This is a genomic window from Caballeronia insecticola (assembly GCF_000402035.1).
Taxonomy (GTDB): Bacteria; Pseudomonadota; Gammaproteobacteria; order Burkholderiales; family Burkholderiaceae; genus Caballeronia; species Caballeronia insecticola.
Genome location: NC_021289.1, coordinates 867,037 through 886,357, shown reverse-complemented (window position 1 = coordinate 886,357; position 19,321 = coordinate 867,037). Strand labels below are relative to the sequence as shown.

At 60.3% G+C, this 19,321-nt stretch carries 18 protein-coding genes; 9 read left to right on the top strand and 9 right to left on the bottom strand.

Annotated features, from left to right (window positions below; translation table 11 throughout):
* Positions 1-2 precede the first annotated feature (2 nt).
* The 3 genes from benB to catA form a co-directional block, all read right to left on the bottom strand.
* Positions 3-497: a benzoate 1,2-dioxygenase small subunit gene (gene benB / locus BRPE64_RS28685; protein ID WP_016348493.1), complete on the bottom strand. Its 495-nt coding sequence runs from the start codon at positions 495-497 to the stop codon at positions 3-5.
* On the bottom strand, positions 494-1,852 hold the full coding sequence (locus BRPE64_RS28680; RefSeq protein WP_016348492.1) for a Rieske 2Fe-2S domain-containing protein: 1,359 nt from the start codon (positions 1,850-1,852) through the stop codon (positions 494-496). The genes benB and BRPE64_RS28680 overlap by 4 nt, the downstream gene beginning before the upstream one ends.
* A gap of 108 nt (positions 1,853-1,960) precedes the next feature.
* The gene (gene catA / locus BRPE64_RS28675; protein WP_016348491.1) at positions 1,961-2,896 is read right to left on the bottom strand and encodes a catechol 1,2-dioxygenase; all 936 of its coding nucleotides are present in this window, start codon (positions 2,894-2,896) and stop codon (positions 1,961-1,963) included.
* Between the two features lie 258 nt (positions 2,897-3,154).
* Here catA and BRPE64_RS28670 point away from each other — a divergent pair, with 258 nt between their 5' ends.
* From BRPE64_RS28670 to BRPE64_RS28655, 4 genes are all read left to right on the top strand, one after another.
* Complete coding sequence (locus BRPE64_RS28670; protein WP_016348490.1) at positions 3,155-4,078, top strand: LysR family transcriptional regulator; 924 nt, start codon at positions 3,155-3,157, stop codon at positions 4,076-4,078.
* Positions 4,079-4,181: 103 nt separating this feature from the next.
* Entirely contained in the window at positions 4,182-5,309 is a 1,128-nt protein-coding gene (locus tag BRPE64_RS28665; protein WP_044043521.1) for a muconate/chloromuconate family cycloisomerase, read from the top strand.
* 67 nt (positions 5,310-5,376) lie between these two features.
* Positions 5,377-5,655 carry a muconolactone Delta-isomerase gene (catC, locus tag BRPE64_RS28660; RefSeq protein WP_016348488.1) on the top strand — a complete coding sequence of 93 codons (279 nt, stop codon included), beginning with the start codon at positions 5,377-5,379 and terminating at the stop codon, positions 5,653-5,655.
* 102 nt (positions 5,656-5,757) lie between these two features.
* On the top strand, positions 5,758-7,107 hold the full coding sequence (locus BRPE64_RS28655) for an MFS transporter (RefSeq protein WP_016348487.1): 1,350 nt from the start codon (positions 5,758-5,760) through the stop codon (positions 7,105-7,107).
* Between the two features lie 63 nt (positions 7,108-7,170).
* Here the strand turns inward: BRPE64_RS28655 and BRPE64_RS28650 are convergent, their stop codons facing one another.
* Both BRPE64_RS28650 and BRPE64_RS28645 read right to left on the bottom strand, forming a co-directional pair.
* The gene (locus BRPE64_RS28650; protein WP_016348486.1) at positions 7,171-7,389 is read right to left on the bottom strand and encodes a hypothetical protein; all 219 of its coding nucleotides are present in this window, start codon (positions 7,387-7,389) and stop codon (positions 7,171-7,173) included.
* Between the two features lie 289 nt (positions 7,390-7,678).
* Positions 7,679-8,251 carry a DUF1003 domain-containing protein gene (locus tag BRPE64_RS28645; RefSeq protein ID WP_016348484.1) on the bottom strand — a complete coding sequence of 191 codons (573 nt, stop codon included), beginning with the start codon at positions 8,249-8,251 and terminating at the stop codon, positions 7,679-7,681.
* 285 nt (positions 8,252-8,536) lie between these two features.
* Between BRPE64_RS28645 and BRPE64_RS28640 the strand changes: the two genes are divergently transcribed.
* The 4 genes from BRPE64_RS28640 (at position 8,537) to BRPE64_RS28625 (ending at position 13,009) form a co-directional block, all read left to right on the top strand.
* Positions 8,537-9,358 (top strand): alpha/beta fold hydrolase, encoded by an 822-nt coding sequence (locus BRPE64_RS28640; protein WP_016348482.1) that lies wholly within the window; start codon positions 8,537-8,539, stop codon positions 9,356-9,358.
* Positions 9,359-9,369: 11 nt separating this feature from the next.
* Positions 9,370-9,849: a nuclear transport factor 2 family protein gene (locus BRPE64_RS28635; protein WP_044043519.1), complete on the top strand. Its 480-nt coding sequence runs from the start codon at positions 9,370-9,372 to the stop codon at positions 9,847-9,849.
* A 71-nt stretch (positions 9,850-9,920) separates the two neighbouring features.
* Positions 9,921-10,844, top strand: a complete 924-nt coding sequence (locus tag BRPE64_RS28630; RefSeq protein ID WP_044043517.1) for an efflux RND transporter periplasmic adaptor subunit — start codon at positions 9,921-9,923, stop codon at positions 10,842-10,844.
* A gap of 14 nt (positions 10,845-10,858) precedes the next feature.
* On the top strand, positions 10,859-13,009 hold the full coding sequence (locus tag BRPE64_RS28625) for an FUSC family protein (protein WP_016348479.1): 2,151 nt from the start codon (positions 10,859-10,861) through the stop codon (positions 13,007-13,009).
* A 21-nt stretch (positions 13,010-13,030) separates the two neighbouring features.
* Here BRPE64_RS28625 and glcF read toward each other — a convergent pair whose 3' ends face one another.
* From glcF to glcD, 3 genes are read right to left on the bottom strand one after another with little or no spacing between them, the layout of a single operon-like run.
* A complete protein-coding gene (glcF, locus tag BRPE64_RS28620) occupies positions 13,031-14,251 on the bottom strand; it encodes a glycolate oxidase subunit GlcF (RefSeq protein ID WP_016348478.1) in 1,221 nt (406 codons plus the stop codon).
* 21 nt (positions 14,252-14,272) lie between these two features.
* Positions 14,273-15,340 carry a glycolate oxidase subunit GlcE gene (gene glcE, locus BRPE64_RS28615; RefSeq protein ID WP_016348477.1) on the bottom strand — a complete coding sequence of 356 codons (1,068 nt, stop codon included), beginning with the start codon at positions 15,338-15,340 and terminating at the stop codon, positions 14,273-14,275.
* Positions 15,340-16,839: a glycolate oxidase subunit GlcD gene (glcD, locus tag BRPE64_RS28610; RefSeq protein WP_016348476.1), complete on the bottom strand. Its 1,500-nt coding sequence runs from the start codon at positions 16,837-16,839 to the stop codon at positions 15,340-15,342. The genes glcE and glcD overlap by 1 nt, the downstream gene beginning before the upstream one ends.
* 224 nt (positions 16,840-17,063) lie before the next feature.
* On the opposite strand from glcD, the gene glcC reads away from it, so the two are divergent.
* Positions 17,064-17,828, top strand: a complete 765-nt coding sequence (gene glcC, locus BRPE64_RS28605) for a transcriptional regulator GlcC (RefSeq protein WP_044043513.1) — start codon at positions 17,064-17,066, stop codon at positions 17,826-17,828.
* 25 nt (positions 17,829-17,853) lie between these two features.
* Here the strand turns inward: glcC and BRPE64_RS28600 are convergent, their stop codons facing one another.
* Positions 17,854-19,311 carry an efflux transporter outer membrane subunit gene (locus tag BRPE64_RS28600; protein WP_044043828.1) on the bottom strand — a complete coding sequence of 486 codons (1,458 nt, stop codon included), beginning with the start codon at positions 19,309-19,311 and terminating at the stop codon, positions 17,854-17,856.
* Positions 19,312-19,321 lie beyond the last annotated feature (10 nt).

The window sequence follows — 19,321 nt, the reverse complement described above, 5'->3', positions numbered from 1 at the left end:
CCTCAGACGTGATAGATGTCGAGCACCTGACGGATGTAGTCGTTCTTCAGCACGATCTTCTTGCGCGCAATCAGCAAGCGATCATCGACACGGCGCAAGGTAACGAACATCGTTCCGAAGAAATGGTCGTTGAGCTTGTAGCGGTGATTGAGCGTGTTGAAGTTGTACCGGACGTCCACTTCGCTGTCGTTCTCGCGCTGCGCCAGCACTTCCACGTTCGTCACGTTGTGGCTGGTGCGCGGCTCGGGCATCGAAGCGCTGCTGCGCTCGGTTTTGATGCGGAACACGCGATCTTCCAGGCCACCACGGTCCGGGTAGTACATGAGCGAGATCTGGCTTTCGTGATCGTCGGTGAGTTGATCGTCGTCGTCCCATGCGGGCATCCAGTACGTGACGTCTTCCGTGTAGCAGGCAAGCCACTCGTCCCATTGACGATCATCGAGCAGGCGCGCTTCGCGATACAACGCAGCGCATATTTTCTGATAATCGAAGCTCATGCCAGTGCCTCCGCATGTTCTTTCTTCAGCGCATCGCGCATCACGTTCACCCAGTATTCGTGCTGACATACGAAGAGGCCTTCGTCTTCGCTGCGCTCGCCCGAGATGAGCGGCTTCATGCCCATGTTCTTTGCGTTCTGATCCGCGCCTTCGATCCACAACGGCGCGCCGCGCGACAGGTCGTTCCACATTGCAGTGGTGCCGGCATAAGCGGACTGGCACGCGCGGAACTCTTCGAGATCGTCGGCGGTGCCCATGCCGGTGACGTTGAAGAAGTCTTCATATTGGCGGATGCGCGTGGCGCGATCGGTTGCGCTCTCGCCCTTGGGCGCAAAGCAGAAGATGCTGACTTCCGTCTTGTCGACGCTGATCGGCCGCACCACGCGAATCTGCGTGCTGAACTGATCCATCAGAAACACGTTCGGATACAGGCAAAGGTTTCGTGTCTGATTGACGATGAAATCTGCCTGCACGTCGCCGACGCGCGCCTTGATCTCTTCGCGATGTTCATAGACCGGCCGCACTTCCGGGTTCATCGTCTTGGTCCACAACAGAATGTGTCCATGCTCGAAGCCATACACGCCGGCGACCGATTTGCTCCAGCTATTCGCATCGACGGCTTTGGTGCCCTCGACCTTGCGGCGGCCCATCGTCGCGGCATAGTTCCAGTGAACCGTGCTGACGTGATAGCCGTCGCAGCCGTTTTCCATCTGCATCTTCCAGTTGCCGTCGTAGATGTAGGAGGAATTGCCGCGCACGACTTCGAGCCCGTTGGCCGACTGATCGACGATCTGGTCGATGATCACCTTGGTCTCGCCGAGATAATCTTCGAGCGGCATGGAATCGGCATTGAGGCTGCCGAACAGAAAGCCGCGATAGCTCTGGAAGCGCGGCACTCGCTTGAGGTCATGCGAGCCTTGCTTGTTGAATTGCACCGGATATTCGGTGGTCTTTTCGTCCTTTACCTTGAGCAGCTTGCCGGTGTTGGAGAACGTCCAGCCGTGAAACGGGCAGGTGAAGCTGCCTTTATTGCCGTGCTTGCGTCGGCACAGCATCGCGCCTTTATGTGCGCAGGCATTGATGACGGCGTGCAGTTCGCCGGTCTTGTCGCGCGTCACGACGACAGGCTGGCGGCCGATCCATGTCGTGTAATAGTCGTTGTTGTTCGGGATCTGACTTTCATGCGCCAGGTACACCCAGTTGCTCTCGAAGATATGCTTCATCTCCAGATCGAACAAATCGGCGTTGGTGAAAATGTCGCGGCGGCAGCGATATACACCGCTTTCCTTGTCGTCCTGAACGGCGGTGTGCAGCAGTTCATCGAGCTGGCGGGTTTTGTCGAAAATGGCGGACATGTGTACTCTCCCTATGCGGACGCCATGTGATGGGCCCTTGCATCGGTATCGAAGAATTCGTGCGGAGATTCGGGCGGCGACGGTGTTATCTGACGCCGCTTAGTGAAGTCAGGCGGTCGCTGCTACGCGCAAGCGATTGACGAGCTGGTTATCCGTGCCTTGAACCAGCGACGTGAGCGCGATGTTGAACTCGATCTCTTTATACGCGTCGTCTTTGAGGCCCAGTGCCGTACCGCCGGTCTTTTCGATCACGTGCGGAATCAGGTCTTCACGCGTTGCGTAAGCGAAGTCGTCCCAGATCAGCGGATCGCCTTCGATGTTGATCTGCGTGGTTAGCTTGCGATGCTTGTCGCTGGACACGAAGAAGTGCACATGCGCGGGGCGGTTGCCATGACGCGCGAGCACGTCCAACAACTGCTGAGTCGCGCCATGCGGCGGGCAGCCATAGCCGACCGGCATCATCGTACGGAATTCATACGTGCCGTTTGCCCCCGTCTTGATCGCACCTCGCAGATTGAACTCGCTTTGCGCGCCGGTAGGATCGAAGTGGGAATAGAAGCCCTTCGAATTCGCATGCCAGCATTCGACTACCGCTCCCGCAACGGGCTTGCCGTCCGGGCCGGTCACGGTGCCGCGAATCACGAGAGGACCCGCGTCCGCATCGGGATCGATGTCGATCTTCGACACGCCATCGCGCATCGGTGCGCCGGCAACATAAAGCGGGCCTTCGATGGTGCGCGGCGTGCCGCCGTGAATATCGGCTTCGCGGTCTGCGGCATCCATGCGAATGTCGAGATACTTTTCGAGGCCAAGGCCTGCGGCAAGCAAAGCCACTTCGCCGTCTTTGCCGAGCTTGTTGAAGTAATTGACGCCGGCCCAGATTTCATCGGGCGTCATGTCGAGGTCGTCGATGGCTTTGAACAAATCGCCAAGCAGCCGATGCGTAATTTGCTTGGCGCGCGCATTGCCCGCATCGCTTCCGATGTTGGTTGCGGCCTTAAGCAAATCCTGTACTTCTTTCGAATCGAACACTTTAACGTTCATGATCTTTGTCTCCTTGTGAGGTTCAGGAAAAGAAGCGGCAAGGAGTGTTTGCAAAGACATCGAACTGACCGCGCGTCATTTGTCTGCTCCTTAATCTCTAACTATTCTGGTGGGGGTTAACCCTTGTTTCGATGAGTCTTAGCAATGCCTGGAAGGTATAATCGGGCACCGAAACAGAGCGTGAATGCAGAATAGTTGACGTCCGAAGGCTCCGTCCAACACTGATTTAGTATTGGGCTATATCTAAGAGGTATCGAGATGGAACTGCGGCACCTGCGTTATTTCGTGGCTGTGGCGGAGGAGCGAAACTTCACGCGGGCGGCGCAACGGCTGCACATTGCGCAGCCGCCGCTAAGCCGGCAGATCCAGCAACTCGAGGAAACGCTTGCGGTTCAATTGTTCGAACGCAATTCGCGTCCGCTCAAGCTGACGGAGACCGGCAAGTTTTTTTATTCGCACGCGGTGCAGTTGCTTGCGCAAACGGCCGAACTCGAATCGATGACGCGGCGCGTGGGCAACATCGAGCGCAGCTTGTCGGTGGGCTTCGTAGGGTCCACGCTATACGGGCTTTTGCCCAAGATCATCCGGCGCTTTCGCGATGAAAATCCCACCGTCGAACTCAGTCTTCATGAGATGTCGACCACCGATCAGATCAGGGCCTTAAAGGACGGACGAATCGATGTGGGCTTCGGGCGCATCCGCCTTGAAGATGCCAATATTCGCCGCGTGGTGCTTAGAGAAGAGAAGATGATCATTGCGTTTCCGCTGGATCATCCGCTTTCGCTTTCCAAACCCGTGCTGGCTTTACGCGATCTCGTCAACGAGACGCTCATTATTTACCCTAAGACGCCGCGTCCAAGCTATGCGGATCAAGTCCTTGCGGCCTTTCAGGATCGCGGCCTCAAGCCGCGCCGCATTTACGAAGTAAGAGAGCTGCAAATCGCTTTAGGCCTGGTCGCAGCGGGCGAAGGCATTTCGATCGTGCCGAGCAGCGTATATGGACTCAAGCGCGACGACGTGAGCTACAAGGAACTGGACGATCCGACCCTCGTGTCGCCCATCATCATGAGCACGCGCATGCTGGACGAGTCGGGCGATATCGTCGAGATGCTTGCGCTCATTTACCGCCTTTATGACGAGGCGAAAATACCTTACGTACCGCCGGTCGAGCGGGGAAGCTGAGCGTCTCATACCTCGAGGGTATGGCACTAGACGTCGATGGTCTTGGACATGGGCCGGTTGTGGGCGCAATACTTCGGCAACCTCTCCACTCCGTCACTCCGGTATGAACGCCAAAATTATCTCTGTCGAGGCGATCCTTGTAGATCTGCCGACCATCCGCGCCCATCAGCTGGCGATGGCGACCATGCAACAACAAACCCTGGTGATCGTTCGCCTGCGATCGAGCGACGATATCGAAGGCATCGGCGAAGCCACGACGATCGGCGGACTTTCGTACGGCGAAGAAAGCCCCGAAGGCATCAAGCTGACGATCGATGCCTATCTCGCGCCGGCGCTCATCGGGCAAGACTCGACCAACATCAACGCTGCAATGGCGAGGCTCAACAAGATCGCCCGTGGCAACCGCTTCGCCAAGAGCGCCATCGAAACGGCTTTGCTCGATGCGCAGGGCAAGCGCCTCGGCGTTTCGATGTCGACGCTGCTCGGCGGTGCCGTGCGCAGCACGCTTCCTGTGCTGTGGACGCTCGCGAGCGGCGATACGAAGCGCGATATCGAAGAAGCCGAGATGCTGCTTGCCGAGCGCCGCCACCATACCTTCAAGCTCAAGATTGGCCGACGCAGCGTGCGCGACGACGTCGCCCACGTCTCGGCGATCAAGGCCGCGCTCGGCGACCGCGCGAAGGTGACGGTCGACGTCAATCAGGCATGGAGCGAAGCGGATGCGGCCTTGGGTATCGCCGCGCTAGAAGCGGGCGGCATCGACCTCATCGAACAACCGACGCCGCGCGAACAACGTGGTGCGCTTGCGCGACTGTCGGCGCGATTCGTCGTGCCGATCATGGCCGACGAAGCCGTTACGGGTCCCGAAGATGCGCTGGAACTGGTGCGTGGCGCGTGCGCCGATGTCTTTGCGCTGAAGATCGCGAAGTCCGGAGGCATCTACGGCATGATGCGCACCGCGGCCGTGGCCGATGCAGCGGGCGTGGCCCTGTACGGAGGCACGATGCTCGAAGGCAGTATCGGTTCGATCGCCTCGGCGCACGGCTTCGCCGCCTTGCCGCAACTCGCGTGGGGCACGGAGCTGTTCGGACCGCTGCTTCTGAAAGACGACATCGTGACTGCTCGTCCGCAATACCGCGACTTCGATCTGCATCTCCCTCAGGGTCCGGGACTGGGTCTTAGCATCGACGAAGAGAAGCTCGCGTTTTATCGCCGCGACAAAAATCGTTAAGCCGCCTCGTTATTCTTAGCCGCGAAACGCCGACCGGCGTGGTCGCACGCACTCGTTGAGGAAAAAAATGCTCTATCTCGTCAGAATGGATGTGCACTTGCCGCATGATATGCCCGCGGCTCAGGCCGAAGAGATCAAGGCGCGTGAAAAGGCCTACTCGCAGGATTTGCAGCGTCAGGGAAAGTGGCAGCAACTGCATCGCGTTGTTGGAGAATACGCCAACTACAGCGTGTTCGATGTCGATTCGCATGACGAGTTGCACACAATTCTCTCCTGCCTCCCTTTGTTTCCCTACATGACGATGAAGGTCACGCCGCTTGCCCGTCATCCTTCGTCTATACGCTAAAGAAACTTTGAATTTTCCTAAGACATTAAAAAATCAAAACTAAGTACAACTATAAAAATGAGCATGCTGCGGTAGCTTAAGACTCAATCCAAAGGAGACACCATGCGCGAAATAGACGTTCAAAAGTTATGCGATGAAGCGAAATTCGGCAAGTTCCACCTGCTGCTGCTGTTCTGGTGCGCGCTGATCATCATCTTCGACGGATACGATCTCGCGGTCGTCGGCATTGCGCTTCCGTCGATCATGCGTGACATGGGCGTGCAGCCGACGAGCGCCGGCTTCATGGTGAGTTCCGCGTTGCTTGGCATGATGCTCGGCGCAGTGTTTCTGGGAACAGTCGCCGACAAGATCGGGCGCGTGCGTGCCATCGTGATCTGCCTGCTGCTCTTCAGCGTCTTCACGGCCGCAGCGGGCCTCACGCGCGATCCGCTGATGTTCAGCATCGCGCGCTTTCTCGCAGGGCTGGGGATTGGCGGCGTCATGCCGAACGTCGTGGCGCAGATGACCGAGTATTCCCCGCGCAAAATCCGCAGCACCATGGTCACGTTGATGTTCAGCGGCTATTCGGTTGGCGGCATGCTTGCGGCACTAGTCGGCAAGGCGATGATCGAAAACTATGGCTGGCAATCGGTCTTTCTCGCGGCGGGGCTGCCTGCGCTGCTCGCGCCGGTCATCTTTAAGCTGATGCCCGATTCGCTCGCGTTTCTGGTTCGAACGGGACGCTCGGATACGCTCAGGAATATTCTTCCGCGCGTCGATGCTGCTTACGTGCCTCAGCAAGCCGACAAGTTTTCGCTCTTCGAGAAAGACGCAACGGCGGGTTCGCCGATCAAACGGCTCTTTGCGGAAGGCCGCGGTTTAAGCACCGTGATGTTGTGGATCGCCTTCTTCATGTGCCTCTTCATGGTCTACGCATTGAGCTCGTGGCTGACCAAGCTCATGGCGGGAGCCGGACATAGTCTCGGCTCGGCACTGACCTTCGTTCTCGTGCTCAACTTCGGCGCGATGATCGGCGCCATCGGCGGAGGGTGGCTGGCGGATCGTTTCGACATCAAGCACGTTTTGATTGTGATGTACGCGCTTGCGGCTGTGTCCATCAGCCTGCTCGGCGTGAAGGTGCCGGTGGCCGTCCTGTACTTTCTGGTGGGGCTGGCGGGGGCATCGACGATCGGCACGCAGATCGTTACCTATGCTTTCGCAGGGCAGTTCTATCCGACCGCCGTGCGATCGACGGGCATTGGCTGGGCATCGGGTGTGGGGCGCAGCGGGGCGATTCTCGCGCCTATCGTGATCGGCTTTCTCGTGAGCCAGGCGTTGCCGCTTCAGCAGAACTTCATTGCCATCGCTATTCCCGGTGTGATCGCGATGCTGGCTGTTTGCCTGATCAAAGTGCGCCGCACGCATGAAGGCAATCTCGCAAGCGCGACCCTTCCCGAAGCCGATCTGGCGTGATGAAGGTCTTAAGGCTAAATGCGTGCTCGAACCTCAAGCACGCATTTGCCATTTCAAGCGACGTTATGCGGCAGCCTGCCAATGCTCCGCAACGCTCTTATCCGTGATGCGCACCGTCGGAAGCAGCGGTGCATAGCCGCGCAGTTTGATCTCGCTGACCGCGAGCCGTTCCGAGGGATAGATCTGCTGCGTGATTTTCGTGCCGTCATGAAATTCGAGCGTGTATCCATCGATCGGGCCCCAACGGCCTTTCGGCATCGGTTCGATATAGACGTGCTGCATGGCGTTTCTCCGGCGTGATTGGAAAGCGTTGGCGCACTCGCACCTCTTGTATAAGAGATTACCGGGGAAGAGCGCGCTGCAAACGCTTCTATGCGGCTAAAGACACACTAGAAAAAGCGCATTAAAACAATAGATTAAGCGCGTCTTCTCATGATGAGAAAGGCGATCCTCCGATGTGCAACCGCGTGCATGCTGCCATGCAGCGAATAGTTTCGCGCACCGGGCGTGCATTCCGCATCGTGAAAATACGCATGATCGTGCATAACTTCAAGGCATGAGTCTGCATGACTCACGTCTGACTGAACGCCTTGACGTGCCGTTCGCGCATCAACTTCTCATGCACGCCTTGCGTCAATGCCGCAATCTGCTCGGCCAGTTCGCGCGTCAGTGCCGTCAATTCGGTGTTCTGCTGCAAGAGCGCCCGTATCTGTTCCGCCTGATGCGCAAGCGCCTTGTCGCGGCGCGTGGCCGCCATCGCGAGTGCGTCTCTGTGACGCGCGTCTGCATCGGAGAATGCCTTGTCGCGATCGGCCTGACGCGTTTGCGCAAGCAGGATCATGGGCGCAGCGTAGGCCGATTGAAGACTGAAGGCGAGATTCAGCAACACGAACGGATAAGGATCGAAATGGATCACACGCGCCACATTGAGCCCGATCCACACGACGACGATCAACGTCTGCGACAGCAAAAACGTCGGCGTGCCGAAGAAGCGCGCGAATTCCTCTGCCTTGAGCGCAAACCAGTCGTTCCCGAACGCGCGCGTCAAATGCAGATACGGCAATTGAAACCGCAAGTGATCGGGCGGTATCGCGTTGTCCGCGCTGTTGCTGATCGTGCCCGTTTCGTTGTGATCGATCTTCATGACGATGAGGAGAGGGAGGACGTGCGTGCAATGAACTCTAAGGCTTTCAGTCTGCGAAGCGTTTAACAAAGGCACGCCGGAACACGACTGTGCACGACGCGCAAAGCGCGTAAGACGTCATCGTGCATACGCGAAAACATCGGTTGCGTTGACAAGGCGTGCCTGCCATCGACATGAATACTTCTTCCATACGCAACGCACCCGTTGCGTTAAACGCCACGCCGTGCCGCAAGCAAGCGACATTCGCGGCGCTGGCCGATCCAGCATCTCGAAGGAGTATTAGCAATGGCCACATTCACACTCAAAGACGGAACCGAACTCTTCTATAAGGACTGGGGCACGGGACCCGCCGTCGTCTTCTCTCACGGCTGGCCGCTTAACGCGGACGCGTGGGACTCGCAAATGATGTATCTCGCGGAACGTGGCTATCGCGTGATCGCGCATGACCGGCGCGGCCACGGCCGTTCGAGCCAGCCGTGGCAAGGCAACGACATGAGCCGCTACGCTGACGATCTCGCCGAACTGGTCGATCATCTCGATGTGAAAGATGCGGTGTTCGTCGGGCATTCGACGGGCGGCGGTGAAGTCGCGCGTTATATCGGCCGTCACGGCACGAAACGCGTGAGGAAAGCGGTATTGATCTCGGCGGTTCCCCCGCTGATGCTCAAGACCGAAGCGAATCCGGGCGGCTTGCCCATTTCCGTATTCGACGACATTCGCCGTGGCGTCATCGAAAATCGCTCGCAATTCTTTAAGGATCTCGCAACGCCATTCTTTGGCTTCAATCGCGAAGGCGCGAAGCCGTCGCAAGGCACGATCGACTGGTTCTGGCTGGCAGGCATGCAATGCTCGATCAAGAGTTCGTATGACTGCATCAAGGCGTTCTCCGAAACGGACTTCACCGAAGACCTGAAGAAGATGACGGTCCCGACCTTGGTCCTTCAAGGCGATGCCGATCAGATCGTGCCTATCGACGACTCCGGCAAGCTTTCATCGAAGATCGTGCCCGACGGTTCGCTCACGATCATTCCGGGCGCGCCGCACGGCATGTGCACGACGCACGCCGATACGGTCAACCAGCACTTGTTCGACTTCATTCAGCAGTAAAGGGGCGCGTGATGACCAGCACTAGCGAATCCCGTCCGCCGTTTCCGCCGTTCACGCGCGAGACTGCAATCCTTAAAGTCAGGCAAGCCGAAGACGGCTGGAATTCCCGCGACGCAGACAAGGTGTCGCATGTTTATTCGATCGATACGCAATGGCGCAACAGGGCCGAGTTCGTGCATGGCCGCGAAGACGTGCGCGCGTTTCTTGAACGGAAATGGAGCCATGAATTCGAGTATCGGCTCATCAAGGAACTGTGGGCGTTTGGAGGCAATCGCATCGCCGTGCGCTTCGCCTATGAGTGGCGCGACGATGCGGGCAACTGGTTCAGATCGTATGGCAACGAGAACTGGGAGTTCGGTCTCGACGGCCTGATGCTTCATCGTCACGCCAGCATCAACGATCTGCCGATCAAGGAAAGCGAGCGCAAGTTCCATTGGCCGCTTGGCCGAAGGCCGGACAATCATCCGGGCTTGAGCGAGCTTGGTCTTTGACTTGTGTGATATCGCGCTGCGCGCATTGCCGCGCAGCGTGATGATCGATGTGACGTCGACGAGAGGACGTGATGAAGGTTAAGCGAGTCTGGAGCGTCTTTGCGACGATGGCGCTCTTTCTGATGGCCGCATTCATCGGCAAGACCTTGTGGGATCACTATATGTACGCGCCGTGGACCCGCGACGGACGCGTGCATGCGGATGTCATCACCGTGGCTCCGGACGTGTCGGGCATGATCGTCGGCGTGCCGGTGCATGACAATCAATACGTCAAAAAGGGCGATCTCCTGATGCAGATCGATCCCTCGCATTATCAGATTGCGGTTCAGGAAGCCGAAGCAAAAGTCGCCGCGCGCCGTGCCGATCTCGCTTTGCGACGCGACGATGCGAAGCGCCGTGCGGATCTCGACGATGCTGTCGTTTCCGCGGAAGCCCGGCAAAACGCGGGCTTTCAGGCCGATGCGGCGCTCGCCGCGTACGATCAGGCTGTCGCCGCGCTCGATGCCGCTAAGCTCGATCTGTCGCGCACGCGCGTGCTTTCACCGGTGGACGGCTTCGTCACGAACCTGCAAACGTGGCAAGGCGATTACGCCACCATCGCGACGCCCAAGCTTGCGGTCGTCGATCGCCATTCGTTCTGGGTCTATGGATATTTCGAGGAAACCAAGCTGCCGCAAGTGAAAGTCGGCCGCGAAGTCTCCATTCGCCTGATGAGCGGAAGCGTCTTGCGCGGTCATGTCGAAAGCGTCGCGCGCGGTATCTATGATCGCGACAATCCGGAAAGCGTGGACCTGACCGCGAACGTCGATCCCGTTTTCAACTGGGTGCGGCTGGCGCAGCGCGTGCCGGTGCGTATCGATATCGACAGCGTTCCCGACGACGTTCGACTCACAGCGGGCACGACATGCACGATTGTCGTCGATGGCGGACAAGCGCCCGATCGTCTCATGCTGCGCGCCAATGAACTCATGGCTCGCATGCAGCGTGCGTTGTGAAACCGGGAACGTCGATGGATACGCGCTATTCGATCGAGGGCCACGCATGGAAACGCGTCCTGCGCATGCATCTGGCGCATTGGGCGGCAACCGATGGCCTCGTCTGGCTGCATCTGGCGAAGACCTTGACGGCGGCGTTCCTCGCAATGGGCATTGCGATGAAGCTTGAGATTCCCACGCCGCGCACCGCCATGGCGACCGTCTTCGTGTTGATGCAGCCGCAGAGCGGCATGGTGTTGTCCAAGAGCTTCTACCGGATGGTGGGAACGGTGATCGGCACGGCCGTCGCGGTATTGCTCGGCGCGCTCTTTCCGCAGCAGCCCGATCTTTATATCGGCGCAATGACGCTCTGGGTTGCGCTCTGCACGGCAGCGGCTTTGCGCTATCGAAACTTTCGCTGGTATGCGTTCGTGCTCGCAGGCTATACGGCCGCGTTGATCGGCATTCCGACCGCGCTCGAACCGAACGCGCTGTATATCGGCGCGCTGAATCGTTCGGCGGCGGTGCTGCTTGGAATCGTCTGCTCCGGTGTGATCAGTGCGATCGTGCTGCCGCAATGGTCTTCCACGCGCCTGAAGCATATTCGTCGCGAACGCTTCGTGTCGTTCTCCAATTTCGCCGCAAAGGCGCTGCAAGGCGAGATCGATAGGCCGAGCTTTCGCATGAAGTACGGCGAATTTATCGACAGCGTCGTTGGCTTCGAAGCAACGCGTGCGTTCGCTTCATTCGAAGATCCGGAAGTGCGTTCGAGATCGCGGCGTCTCGCAAGACTCAACAATACGTTCATGGGCTTGTGTACGAGATTGCATGCGCTGCATCGTTTCGTGGCGACGGCGCGTGAGTCACGTCGATGCAGTGCGATCGATCGCGTCGCGTCGTATTGCGAGGAACTGGCGCACACGCTGGCCGTTTCGCGCGATATCGGCTTTATCGACGATGCCTATATCGAGCGCAAAGCAGCACTCGTGTCGGGCTTTCGCTTGCGGCTTGCAGAACAAATCGACATCGATCGACGCGCGCTCGAACGCACGGCAAGCGCGGACGAACTGCTCGACTTCGATACCGCGACACAATTGCTGTCCGGCTTCATCTCCGAGTATTCGAATTACGTGCGCGTCTATGTGTCACTCGTATTCGAGAAACATGTGCTCGAAGAAACCGACCCGAAGCGCGTCTCGGTGACGAACACGAACGTGATCGCCGTCACGTTTCTGATGACGTGCGTCGTGCTCGGGACGATCGGCGCGCTCTGGCTGTCGAGCGACTGGCCGAGCGGCGGTTACGCGATCATCGGCGCGGCGGCGGTGTCCGCGTTGGGATCGAACTCGCCGACACCGATCCGCTTCTCCCTGCAAATGGCATCGGGTGCCGCGCTTGCGACGTTAGCGGGATGCTTCGCGCTGCGCTATCTGTATCCGTCGATCGAAGGATTTCCGCTGCTGTGCTTCGTGCTCGCGCCCATGCTCGGGCTCGGCGCGTTTCTCGCCACGCGGCCGAAATTCACGGGATTGGGCCTGAGTTTCTGCATCTTCTTTTGCGTGCTCGGCGGACCGGATCGCGTGATTCAATATGCGCCCGAGCCGCTCTTAAACAACGGCATCGCGCTGACGCTTGCAATGCTCGCGTGCGCGGCAGCATGCGCGATCGTGTTTCCGGCGGAGATGCCGTGGCGCGTGTCGTCGCTGATACGCGACTTAAGAGCGCAGATCGTTCTCGCATGCACCGGCCCGCTGGATGATCTGCATGAGATCTTCCAGTCGGGCGCGCACGATATCGTCGCGCAATTGCGTGCGTTGCTGCCACGGCCGACTCCGCAATACGTCGATGCGCTCGCCTGGATTCTCGTCGTGATCGAACTGGGCCACGCGGCAATCGAGCTTCGCATCGAGACCCGCGATGCGCAGGCGATACGCATCGTGGATTCCAACTGGCGCGCGATGACGGACGAAACGTTGATGCGGTTGATGGCACTCTTCGAGGCGCCTTCGAACACGACTCTTCAGGATTGCGTTCGTACCATCGACTTGCAGACGAACAACGCCGAGAAATTAACGACGACGCTCAACGCTTCCACGCATGACATCCTGCAAGTGCGCCGCATGCTCGCGCGGCTCCATTTCATGCGCAGCGTGATGCTGGATCGCGCCGCGCCGTTTCAATCATGAGCGATGCAAAACCAAGCCGCGTCATTGCAGCGCGTCTTCCACGAGTTCGATCCAATGCCGCACGCCCGTGCGTGCCGCGCCCGCAAGATGCGTCTGACAGCCGATATTCGCCGTGACGATCAACTCGGGCGCGCCGCTTTCAAGCGCATCCATTTTGCGATCGCGCAATTGAGTGGATAGCTCGGGCTGCGTGATCGAATACGTTCCGGCCGAGCCGCAGCACAGATGTGCATCGGGCACGGCGGTAAGGTCGTAACCGAGCCGCGTCAGAATCGCTTCCACCGCGCCGCCGAGCTTTTGCGCATGTTGCAGCGTGCAAGGGCAATGAAACGCGATGCGACGCCGGTCGGCGCATATGAGTTTATCGAGCGGTTCATCGCCGATCACTTCGACGAGATCGCGCGCCAGTTCACTCACACGCGCAGCTTTGGCCGCATAGCGCGGATCGCCGCTTAACAGATGACCGTATTCCTTGATGAACGCGCCGCAGCCGCTCGCGGTCTGCACGATCGCTTCCGCGCCCGCTTCGATGGCGGGCCACCATGCGTCGATGTTGCGGCGCGCGCGCATGAGGCCCGCGTCCTGCGCGTTGAGGTGGTAATCGGTCGCGCCGCAGCAGCCGGCCCGAGGCGCATCGATCACGCTGATGCCGAGTCGATCGAGCACGCGCGCCGCAGCCGCATTCGTATTCGGCGACAGTGACGGCTGCACGCAGCCTTCGAGCATCAACACGCGACGTGCATGGCGTGCAGGCGGGCGCGCCTTGGCCGCCACCGCGGCAGCAGCGGGAATCTTGTGCTTTAGCGCGGCCGGCAGAACGGGACGCGCGAGTCGGCCCGCTTTCAGCAGTGCATCGAACACGGCGGGGCGCGGGATGACGTGACGCAAGCCACGACGCATCATGCGTTCGCCTGCAGGCCGTTGCACGCGGCGTTCGAGTTCGGCCCGGCCGATATCGAGCAACGTGTGATACTTCACGCCCGAAGGACACGTCGTTTCGCAATTGCGGCATGTGAGGCAGCGGTCGAGATGCAATTGCGTCTTCTCGGTGACGGGCTCGCCTTCGAGCATCTGCTTGATGAGATAGATGCGTCCGCGTGGCCCATCGAGTTCGTTCCCCAACAGTTGATAGGTCGGGCACGTGGCATTGCAGAAGCCGCAATGCACGCACGAACGCAAAATGTCTTCGGCTTCCTTGGCGCGCGGGAGCATTCTGGCTTCGTCGCTGAGATTCGTTTGCATGGCGTGTTCGTGTCGATGAAATCAGTAATCCGCGTACATGCGGCCAGGATTGAACACGCCGTGCGGATCGAGACGTTGCTTCAGTTGCGCGTGATAACGCATGAGCGGCGCGGCAAGCGGATGAAACGGCTCGATGCTCCCATTCGGCGTGAAGCACGTTGCATGACCGCCCGCCGCGCTCGCGATGGCGCGAATGACATCCGCGCTCGCATCGCTCTTGAGCCAGCGTTGCGCACCGCCCCAGTCGAGCATGATTGCGCCCGGCAAGTCGATGAGCGGCGTTGCGTTCGGCAGGGACAGACGCCATAGCGGAAGTTCGCCATCGAAGAAGGGAAGACGCCGTTCACGAAGCGATATCCAGAATCGCTCGTCGAGCGCCTCGCCGCCGATGCGATCCGCCGCGGCATGCACCGAGCCGGGTCCGCCTTCCAGACGCACATGAAGCAAGCCATCGAAATGACATGCGCCGCTCACGGGCAGCGCGGCGCGACGCCATGACGCAAGCTCGCGCATCGCTTCGCTTGCTTCCAGTTCGAGTGTGAGACTCTTCGTCTCGCGCGGCTTGGGCAGCACTTTCAGCGAGACTTCGGTGATGAGCCCGAGACAGCCGAAGCTCCCGCTCATCAAACGCGAGACATCGTAGCCCGCGACATTCTTCATGACTTGCCCGCCGAAACGAAGATGCTTGCCTTCGCCGGTAACGATGCGGCAGCCCAGCACGAAATCACGCACCGAGCCCGCCCATGGACGTCGCGGACCCGACAAGCCGGTTGCGACCATGCCGCCTGTCGTTGCCGCTTCGCCATGCGTCGGCGGCTCGCACGGCAGCATCTGGCCGGCTTCGTCGAGTATCGCGTTCAACTCCGCGAGCGGCGTACCCGCGCGTGCGGTGATCACGAGCTCGCTCGGGTCATAGCTCACAATGCCGCGATGCGAGCGCGTATCAATCTCTTCGCCCTCGACGTGCCTGCCGAGCGACGCCTTGCTGTTGCCGCCGCGAATGCGCAAGGGCTGCTTGCGTGCAATCGCGCTTTGCACCTGATCGACGAGACGCGCGCTGTCGTCGATGGAAACGAGGTCGCGTCGCATCAGAATCGCTCCAGTTCGGGATGAGGCAATGCGCCGTGATGCACATGCATGGCGCCGAACTCCGCGCAGCGATGCAGCGTCGGCACATTCTTGCCGGGATTGAGCAGACCCGCGGGATCGAATGCGGCCTTCACGGCGTGAAAGAAGGTGAGTTCGTCGCTGTTGAATTGCGCGCACATCTGATTGATCTTCTCGCGTCCGACGCCGTGCTCGCCCGTGATGCTGCCACCCACTTCGACACACAACTCGAGGATGCGCGCGCCGAGCGCTTCGGCACGGTCCATTTCGCCGGGAGCGTTGGCATCGAAGAGAATCAACGGGTGCATGTTGCCGTCGCCTGCATGGAACACGTTGGCGACGCGCAGCCCGTATTGCGCAGACAGATCCGCGATGCCGCGCAGCACGCGCGCCAGTTCGCGGCGCGGAATCGTGCCGTCCATGCAGTAGTAGTCGGGTGAGATACGGCCTACGGCGGGAAACGCGTTCTTGCGGCCCGCCCAGAAGCGTTGGCGTTCGGCCTCGTTGGCGGCAAGACGAATATCGGTGGCGCCCGCCGCGCGCAGCAGCGAATCGACGCGTGCGCAGTCTTCCTCGACGTCCGACTCCGCGCCGTCGACTTCGCATAGCAGCAGCGCTTCGGCATCGACGGGATAGCCTGCATGAATGAAGTCCTCTGCGGCGCGGATCGCGAGGTTGTCCATCATTTCGAGGCCGCCGGGAATCACGCCCGCACCGATGATCTGCGCGACGGCATCGCCGGCCTTTTCGATCTCGTCGAAACTGGCGAGCAGCACTTTCGCGCTTTGCGGTTTGGTCAACAGCTTGACCGTCACTTCGACCACGACGCCCAGCATGCCCTCCGAACCGGTGATGAGCGCGAGCAGATCGAAGCCGGGCGTATCGAGCGCTTCGGCACCGAGCGTGAGCCGCTCTCCGTCGATGGTGACGATCTCCACGCGAAGTATGTTGTGCACCGTGAGGCCGTACTTGAGGCAATGCACGCCCCCCGCATTCTCGGCCACGTTGCCGCCGATCGAGCACGCGATCTGCGAGGAAGGGTCGGGGGCGTAGTAAAGACCGTGCGGCGCGGCGGCCTGCGAGATCGCGAGATTACGCACGCCGGGTTGAACGCGCGCAATGCCCGCATCGGGATCGATATGAAGAATGCGATTGAAGCGCGACATCACGAGCAGCATGCCTTTTTCGAGCGGCAGCGCGCCGCCCGAAAGACCGGTGCCCGCGCCGCGCGCAACCACCGGCACGCCGTGCGCATGCGCATATTGCAGCAGGGCCTGAACTTCGTCGATCGTGCCCGGCAACGCGACAAGCATCGGCGTGATGCGGTAGGCGGAGAGTCCGTCGCACTCGAAGGGCCGCAGGTCTTCTTTGGCGTGCAGAAGCTGCAGATCGGGAAGGAGCGTATGAAGATCGCGCACGATCGCGGCTTTGTCGTGATCGCGTAGCGGGCCGTCGAGCCTTTCGTCGTAGGCGTAGGTCATGCGGTGTCTCCAATGGGGCGCGGGTTCGATGCCCACATGTGCTTTGTTGCGATTCTTCCGGGCGAGCGCGGACGTGTCGATGAATTTCTCGCTGGTAATACCAGTTATTTGACGGTTGGAAACTGGCTCGAACCGGGAATGCAGCGTCCAAAAAGGCTTACACGCATGCCATGCATTAGCCGTCGTGCTAGCATGCTCCAGTGGTAATACCAGTGAATTCGACGATGAAAGACACGGACGAAAGCAAGCGGAAACTCGCGGATGTGGTTGTCGAGCGGATCGAGGAACTGATCGTCGATGGCGTGCTCAAGGTCGGGCAGACGCTGCCTTCCGAGCGGCGGCTGACGGAGAAGCTCGGCGTGTCGCGCACCGCGCTGCGGGAAGGGCTGAAGGTGTTGCGGGCAAGGGGGCTGATCGAAACCGCGCAGGGCAAGGGCTCATTCGTCGCGCGATTGACAGCAGAACCCGCACAGACGCCGATGATGCATCTGCTCGGCTCGCAGCCCCGCACGCTGTATGACCTGCTGGAAGTGCGCGAGATGCTCGAAGCGGAAGCCGCGCGTCTGGCCGCGTTGCGCGGCACGGCCGCCGATCACATCATGATCCGGCGGCGCTATGAAGAACTCGTCGCCGCTCATCTGCAAGAGACCGACGCATCGACACATGCGCGGCTCGATCACGCGTTTCATCTGGCGATCTGCGAGGCGTCGCACAATCCGGTGCTCGTGCATACGCTTGGCATGTTGAACGATCTGATGTTGAGCTCGGTGTTCGCGTCGGTGAACAATCTCTATCATCGCGAGCCGCAGAAGCGCGTGATCGACCGGCAGCACGCGCGGCTCTATAACGCGGTGACCGGCAGACTGCCCGAGCAGGCACGGCGCGCGGCGGGACAGCACATCAAGAGCGTGCGCGAGAGTCTCGCCGATATCGAGCGGGAAGAAGAGCGTCTCGTGCGTTCGACGCTACGCCTGGAAGGATGGGCGTAACGCGCACGATTACCCTCCGTCGCGCCTATTTTCCCTTCACGTTCTGTGCGATCGCTTCGTCCGTCTCCCAGCCGCCGCCGAGCGCGCGGAACAGATTCACCTGATCGATGGCGACCTGCCCGTTGGCCGCGGCGACTTGCGCGGCAACGCCGGTGAGCGTGCGCGTGGCATCGAGATCGTTCAGGAAGGACTCGCGGCCCGCGCGATAAAGCCGGTTGGTTTCATCGGCGGATTCGATCGCCGACTTGTACGCGGTGCGCAATGCATCGGCGCGCGTGGTGTCGGACGCATAGGTCGCGAGACTGCTCTGCGTTTCCTGCAAGGCCTTGAGCACGACACCATCGAAACGCGCGAGCGCGCCGCTCGTTGCCGCTTCCGCCTGATGCACGCGGGCGCGCTGGCCGTTGATCGGAAAGCTCCAGCTGATGAGCGGCCCGAACGCCCAGCGGTTCGTGTTCGCACCGAACAAATCCTCCGCGATGCCCACCGATCCCACCGACGCGCCCAGGCTCACCGACGGATACAGCGCCGCCGTAGCCACGCCGATGCGCGCCGTGGATGACGCGAGTTGCCGCTCGGCCTGACGCACATCGGGACGGCGCTTGAGCAGCGCGGCGCCGTCGCCGACGGGAATCGGCGCGCGCAGCTTCGGCAGCTTCCTGCAATTGAGCGCGGCCTTCGGCAAGTCGGCGGGCGCGCGCGCAAGCAACATCGCGAGTTGCGCTTGCGCGACGCGGCGGCGTCCGATGAAGCGCGGGATATCGGCGGCGAGGGTATCGGCCTGTGTTTGTCCGCGCGTGACTTCCGATTGATTGCCGCGCCCCGCATCGCGCAAACGTTGCGTGAGCTTCACACGCTGGCGCTGCAGCGAAAGCGATTTCTGCGCGATCTCCAGTTCTTCTCCCGCCGAACACGCTTCGACATACGCGCGCACGACATCCGCGACCACCGTGATGCGCGCGAGATCCTGCGCGGCTTCGACGGCTTCGTCGTCGGCATTGGCGGCTTCGACGCCGCGTTTGAGCTTGCCGAACAGATCGATTTCATACGACACGGAGAGATCGAGCGCGCCTTCATTGACGACCGGAAGTTTCTCCGTCAACAAATACTGTTCCGCCGATTCCTGCGCACGCTGGAACGCCGCCGATGTCTTGCCGGAGAAGCCGCCTTGCTGATTCGCGAATTCGACTTCCGCGCGCGAGCGTGCGAGATTCGCCGCCGCGACGCGCAGATCGGCGTTGGACGCGAGTGCTTGCGTGACGAGCTGATCGACCACGGGATCGTCATAGAGACGCCACCATTTCGACGGCACCGCGCCTTGCGTGACGGGCGCAAGATCGGCGCCGTCGATGGCGCCGTTTGCATAGGGCGCGTTGACAGTTGCGTTCTGCGGCAACGTGTAGTTCGGGCCGACCGTCGTGCAGCCGAACAGTGCGAGCGCCGAAGACACCGCGAGCGTCAGTCCGACGCGTTGCGCTTTCATGATGCCGACG

What these genes read in the sequence shown, in the direction of transcription:
- benB (WP_016348493.1), bottom strand. Translation starts at nt 497, where the DNA reads ATGAGCTTCGATTATCAGAAAATATGCGCTGCGTTGTATCGCGAAGCG.
- BRPE64_RS28680 (WP_016348492.1), bottom strand. Translation starts at nt 1,852, where the DNA reads ATGTCCGCCATTTTCGACAAAACCCGCCAGCTCGATGAACTGCTGCAC.
- catA (WP_016348491.1), bottom strand. Translation starts at nt 2,896, where the DNA reads ATGAACGTTAAAGTGTTCGATTCGAAAGAAGTACAGGATTTGCTTAAG.
- BRPE64_RS28670 (WP_016348490.1), top strand. Translation starts at nt 3,155, where the DNA reads ATGGAACTGCGGCACCTGCGTTATTTCGTGGCTGTGGCGGAGGAGCGA.
- BRPE64_RS28665 (WP_044043521.1), top strand. Translation starts at nt 4,182, where the DNA reads ATGAACGCCAAAATTATCTCTGTCGAGGCGATCCTTGTAGATCTGCCG.
- catC (WP_016348488.1), top strand. Translation starts at nt 5,377, where the DNA reads ATGCTCTATCTCGTCAGAATGGATGTGCACTTGCCGCATGATATGCCC.
- BRPE64_RS28655 (WP_016348487.1), top strand. Translation starts at nt 5,758, where the DNA reads ATGCGCGAAATAGACGTTCAAAAGTTATGCGATGAAGCGAAATTCGGC.
- BRPE64_RS28650 (WP_016348486.1), bottom strand. Translation starts at nt 7,389, where the DNA reads ATGCAGCACGTCTATATCGAACCGATGCCGAAAGGCCGTTGGGGCCCG.
- BRPE64_RS28645 (WP_016348484.1), bottom strand. Translation starts at nt 8,251, where the DNA reads ATGAAGATCGATCACAACGAAACGGGCACGATCAGCAACAGCGCGGAC.
- BRPE64_RS28640 (WP_016348482.1), top strand. Translation starts at nt 8,537, where the DNA reads ATGGCCACATTCACACTCAAAGACGGAACCGAACTCTTCTATAAGGAC.
- BRPE64_RS28635 (WP_044043519.1), top strand. Translation starts at nt 9,370, where the DNA reads ATGACCAGCACTAGCGAATCCCGTCCGCCGTTTCCGCCGTTCACGCGC.
- BRPE64_RS28630 (WP_044043517.1), top strand. Translation starts at nt 9,921, where the DNA reads ATGAAGGTTAAGCGAGTCTGGAGCGTCTTTGCGACGATGGCGCTCTTT.
- BRPE64_RS28625 (WP_016348479.1), top strand. Translation starts at nt 10,859, where the DNA reads ATGGATACGCGCTATTCGATCGAGGGCCACGCATGGAAACGCGTCCTG.
- glcF (WP_016348478.1), bottom strand. Translation starts at nt 14,251, where the DNA reads ATGCAAACGAATCTCAGCGACGAAGCCAGAATGCTCCCGCGCGCCAAG.
- glcE (WP_016348477.1), bottom strand. Translation starts at nt 15,340, where the DNA reads ATGCGACGCGACCTCGTTTCCATCGACGACAGCGCGCGTCTCGTCGAT.
- glcD (WP_016348476.1), bottom strand. Translation starts at nt 16,839, where the DNA reads ATGACCTACGCCTACGACGAAAGGCTCGACGGCCCGCTACGCGATCAC.
- glcC (WP_044043513.1), top strand. Translation starts at nt 17,064, where the DNA reads ATGAAAGACACGGACGAAAGCAAGCGGAAACTCGCGGATGTGGTTGTC.
- BRPE64_RS28600 (WP_044043828.1), bottom strand. Translation starts at nt 19,311, where the DNA reads ATGAAAGCGCAACGCGTCGGACTGACGCTCGCGGTGTCTTCGGCGCTC.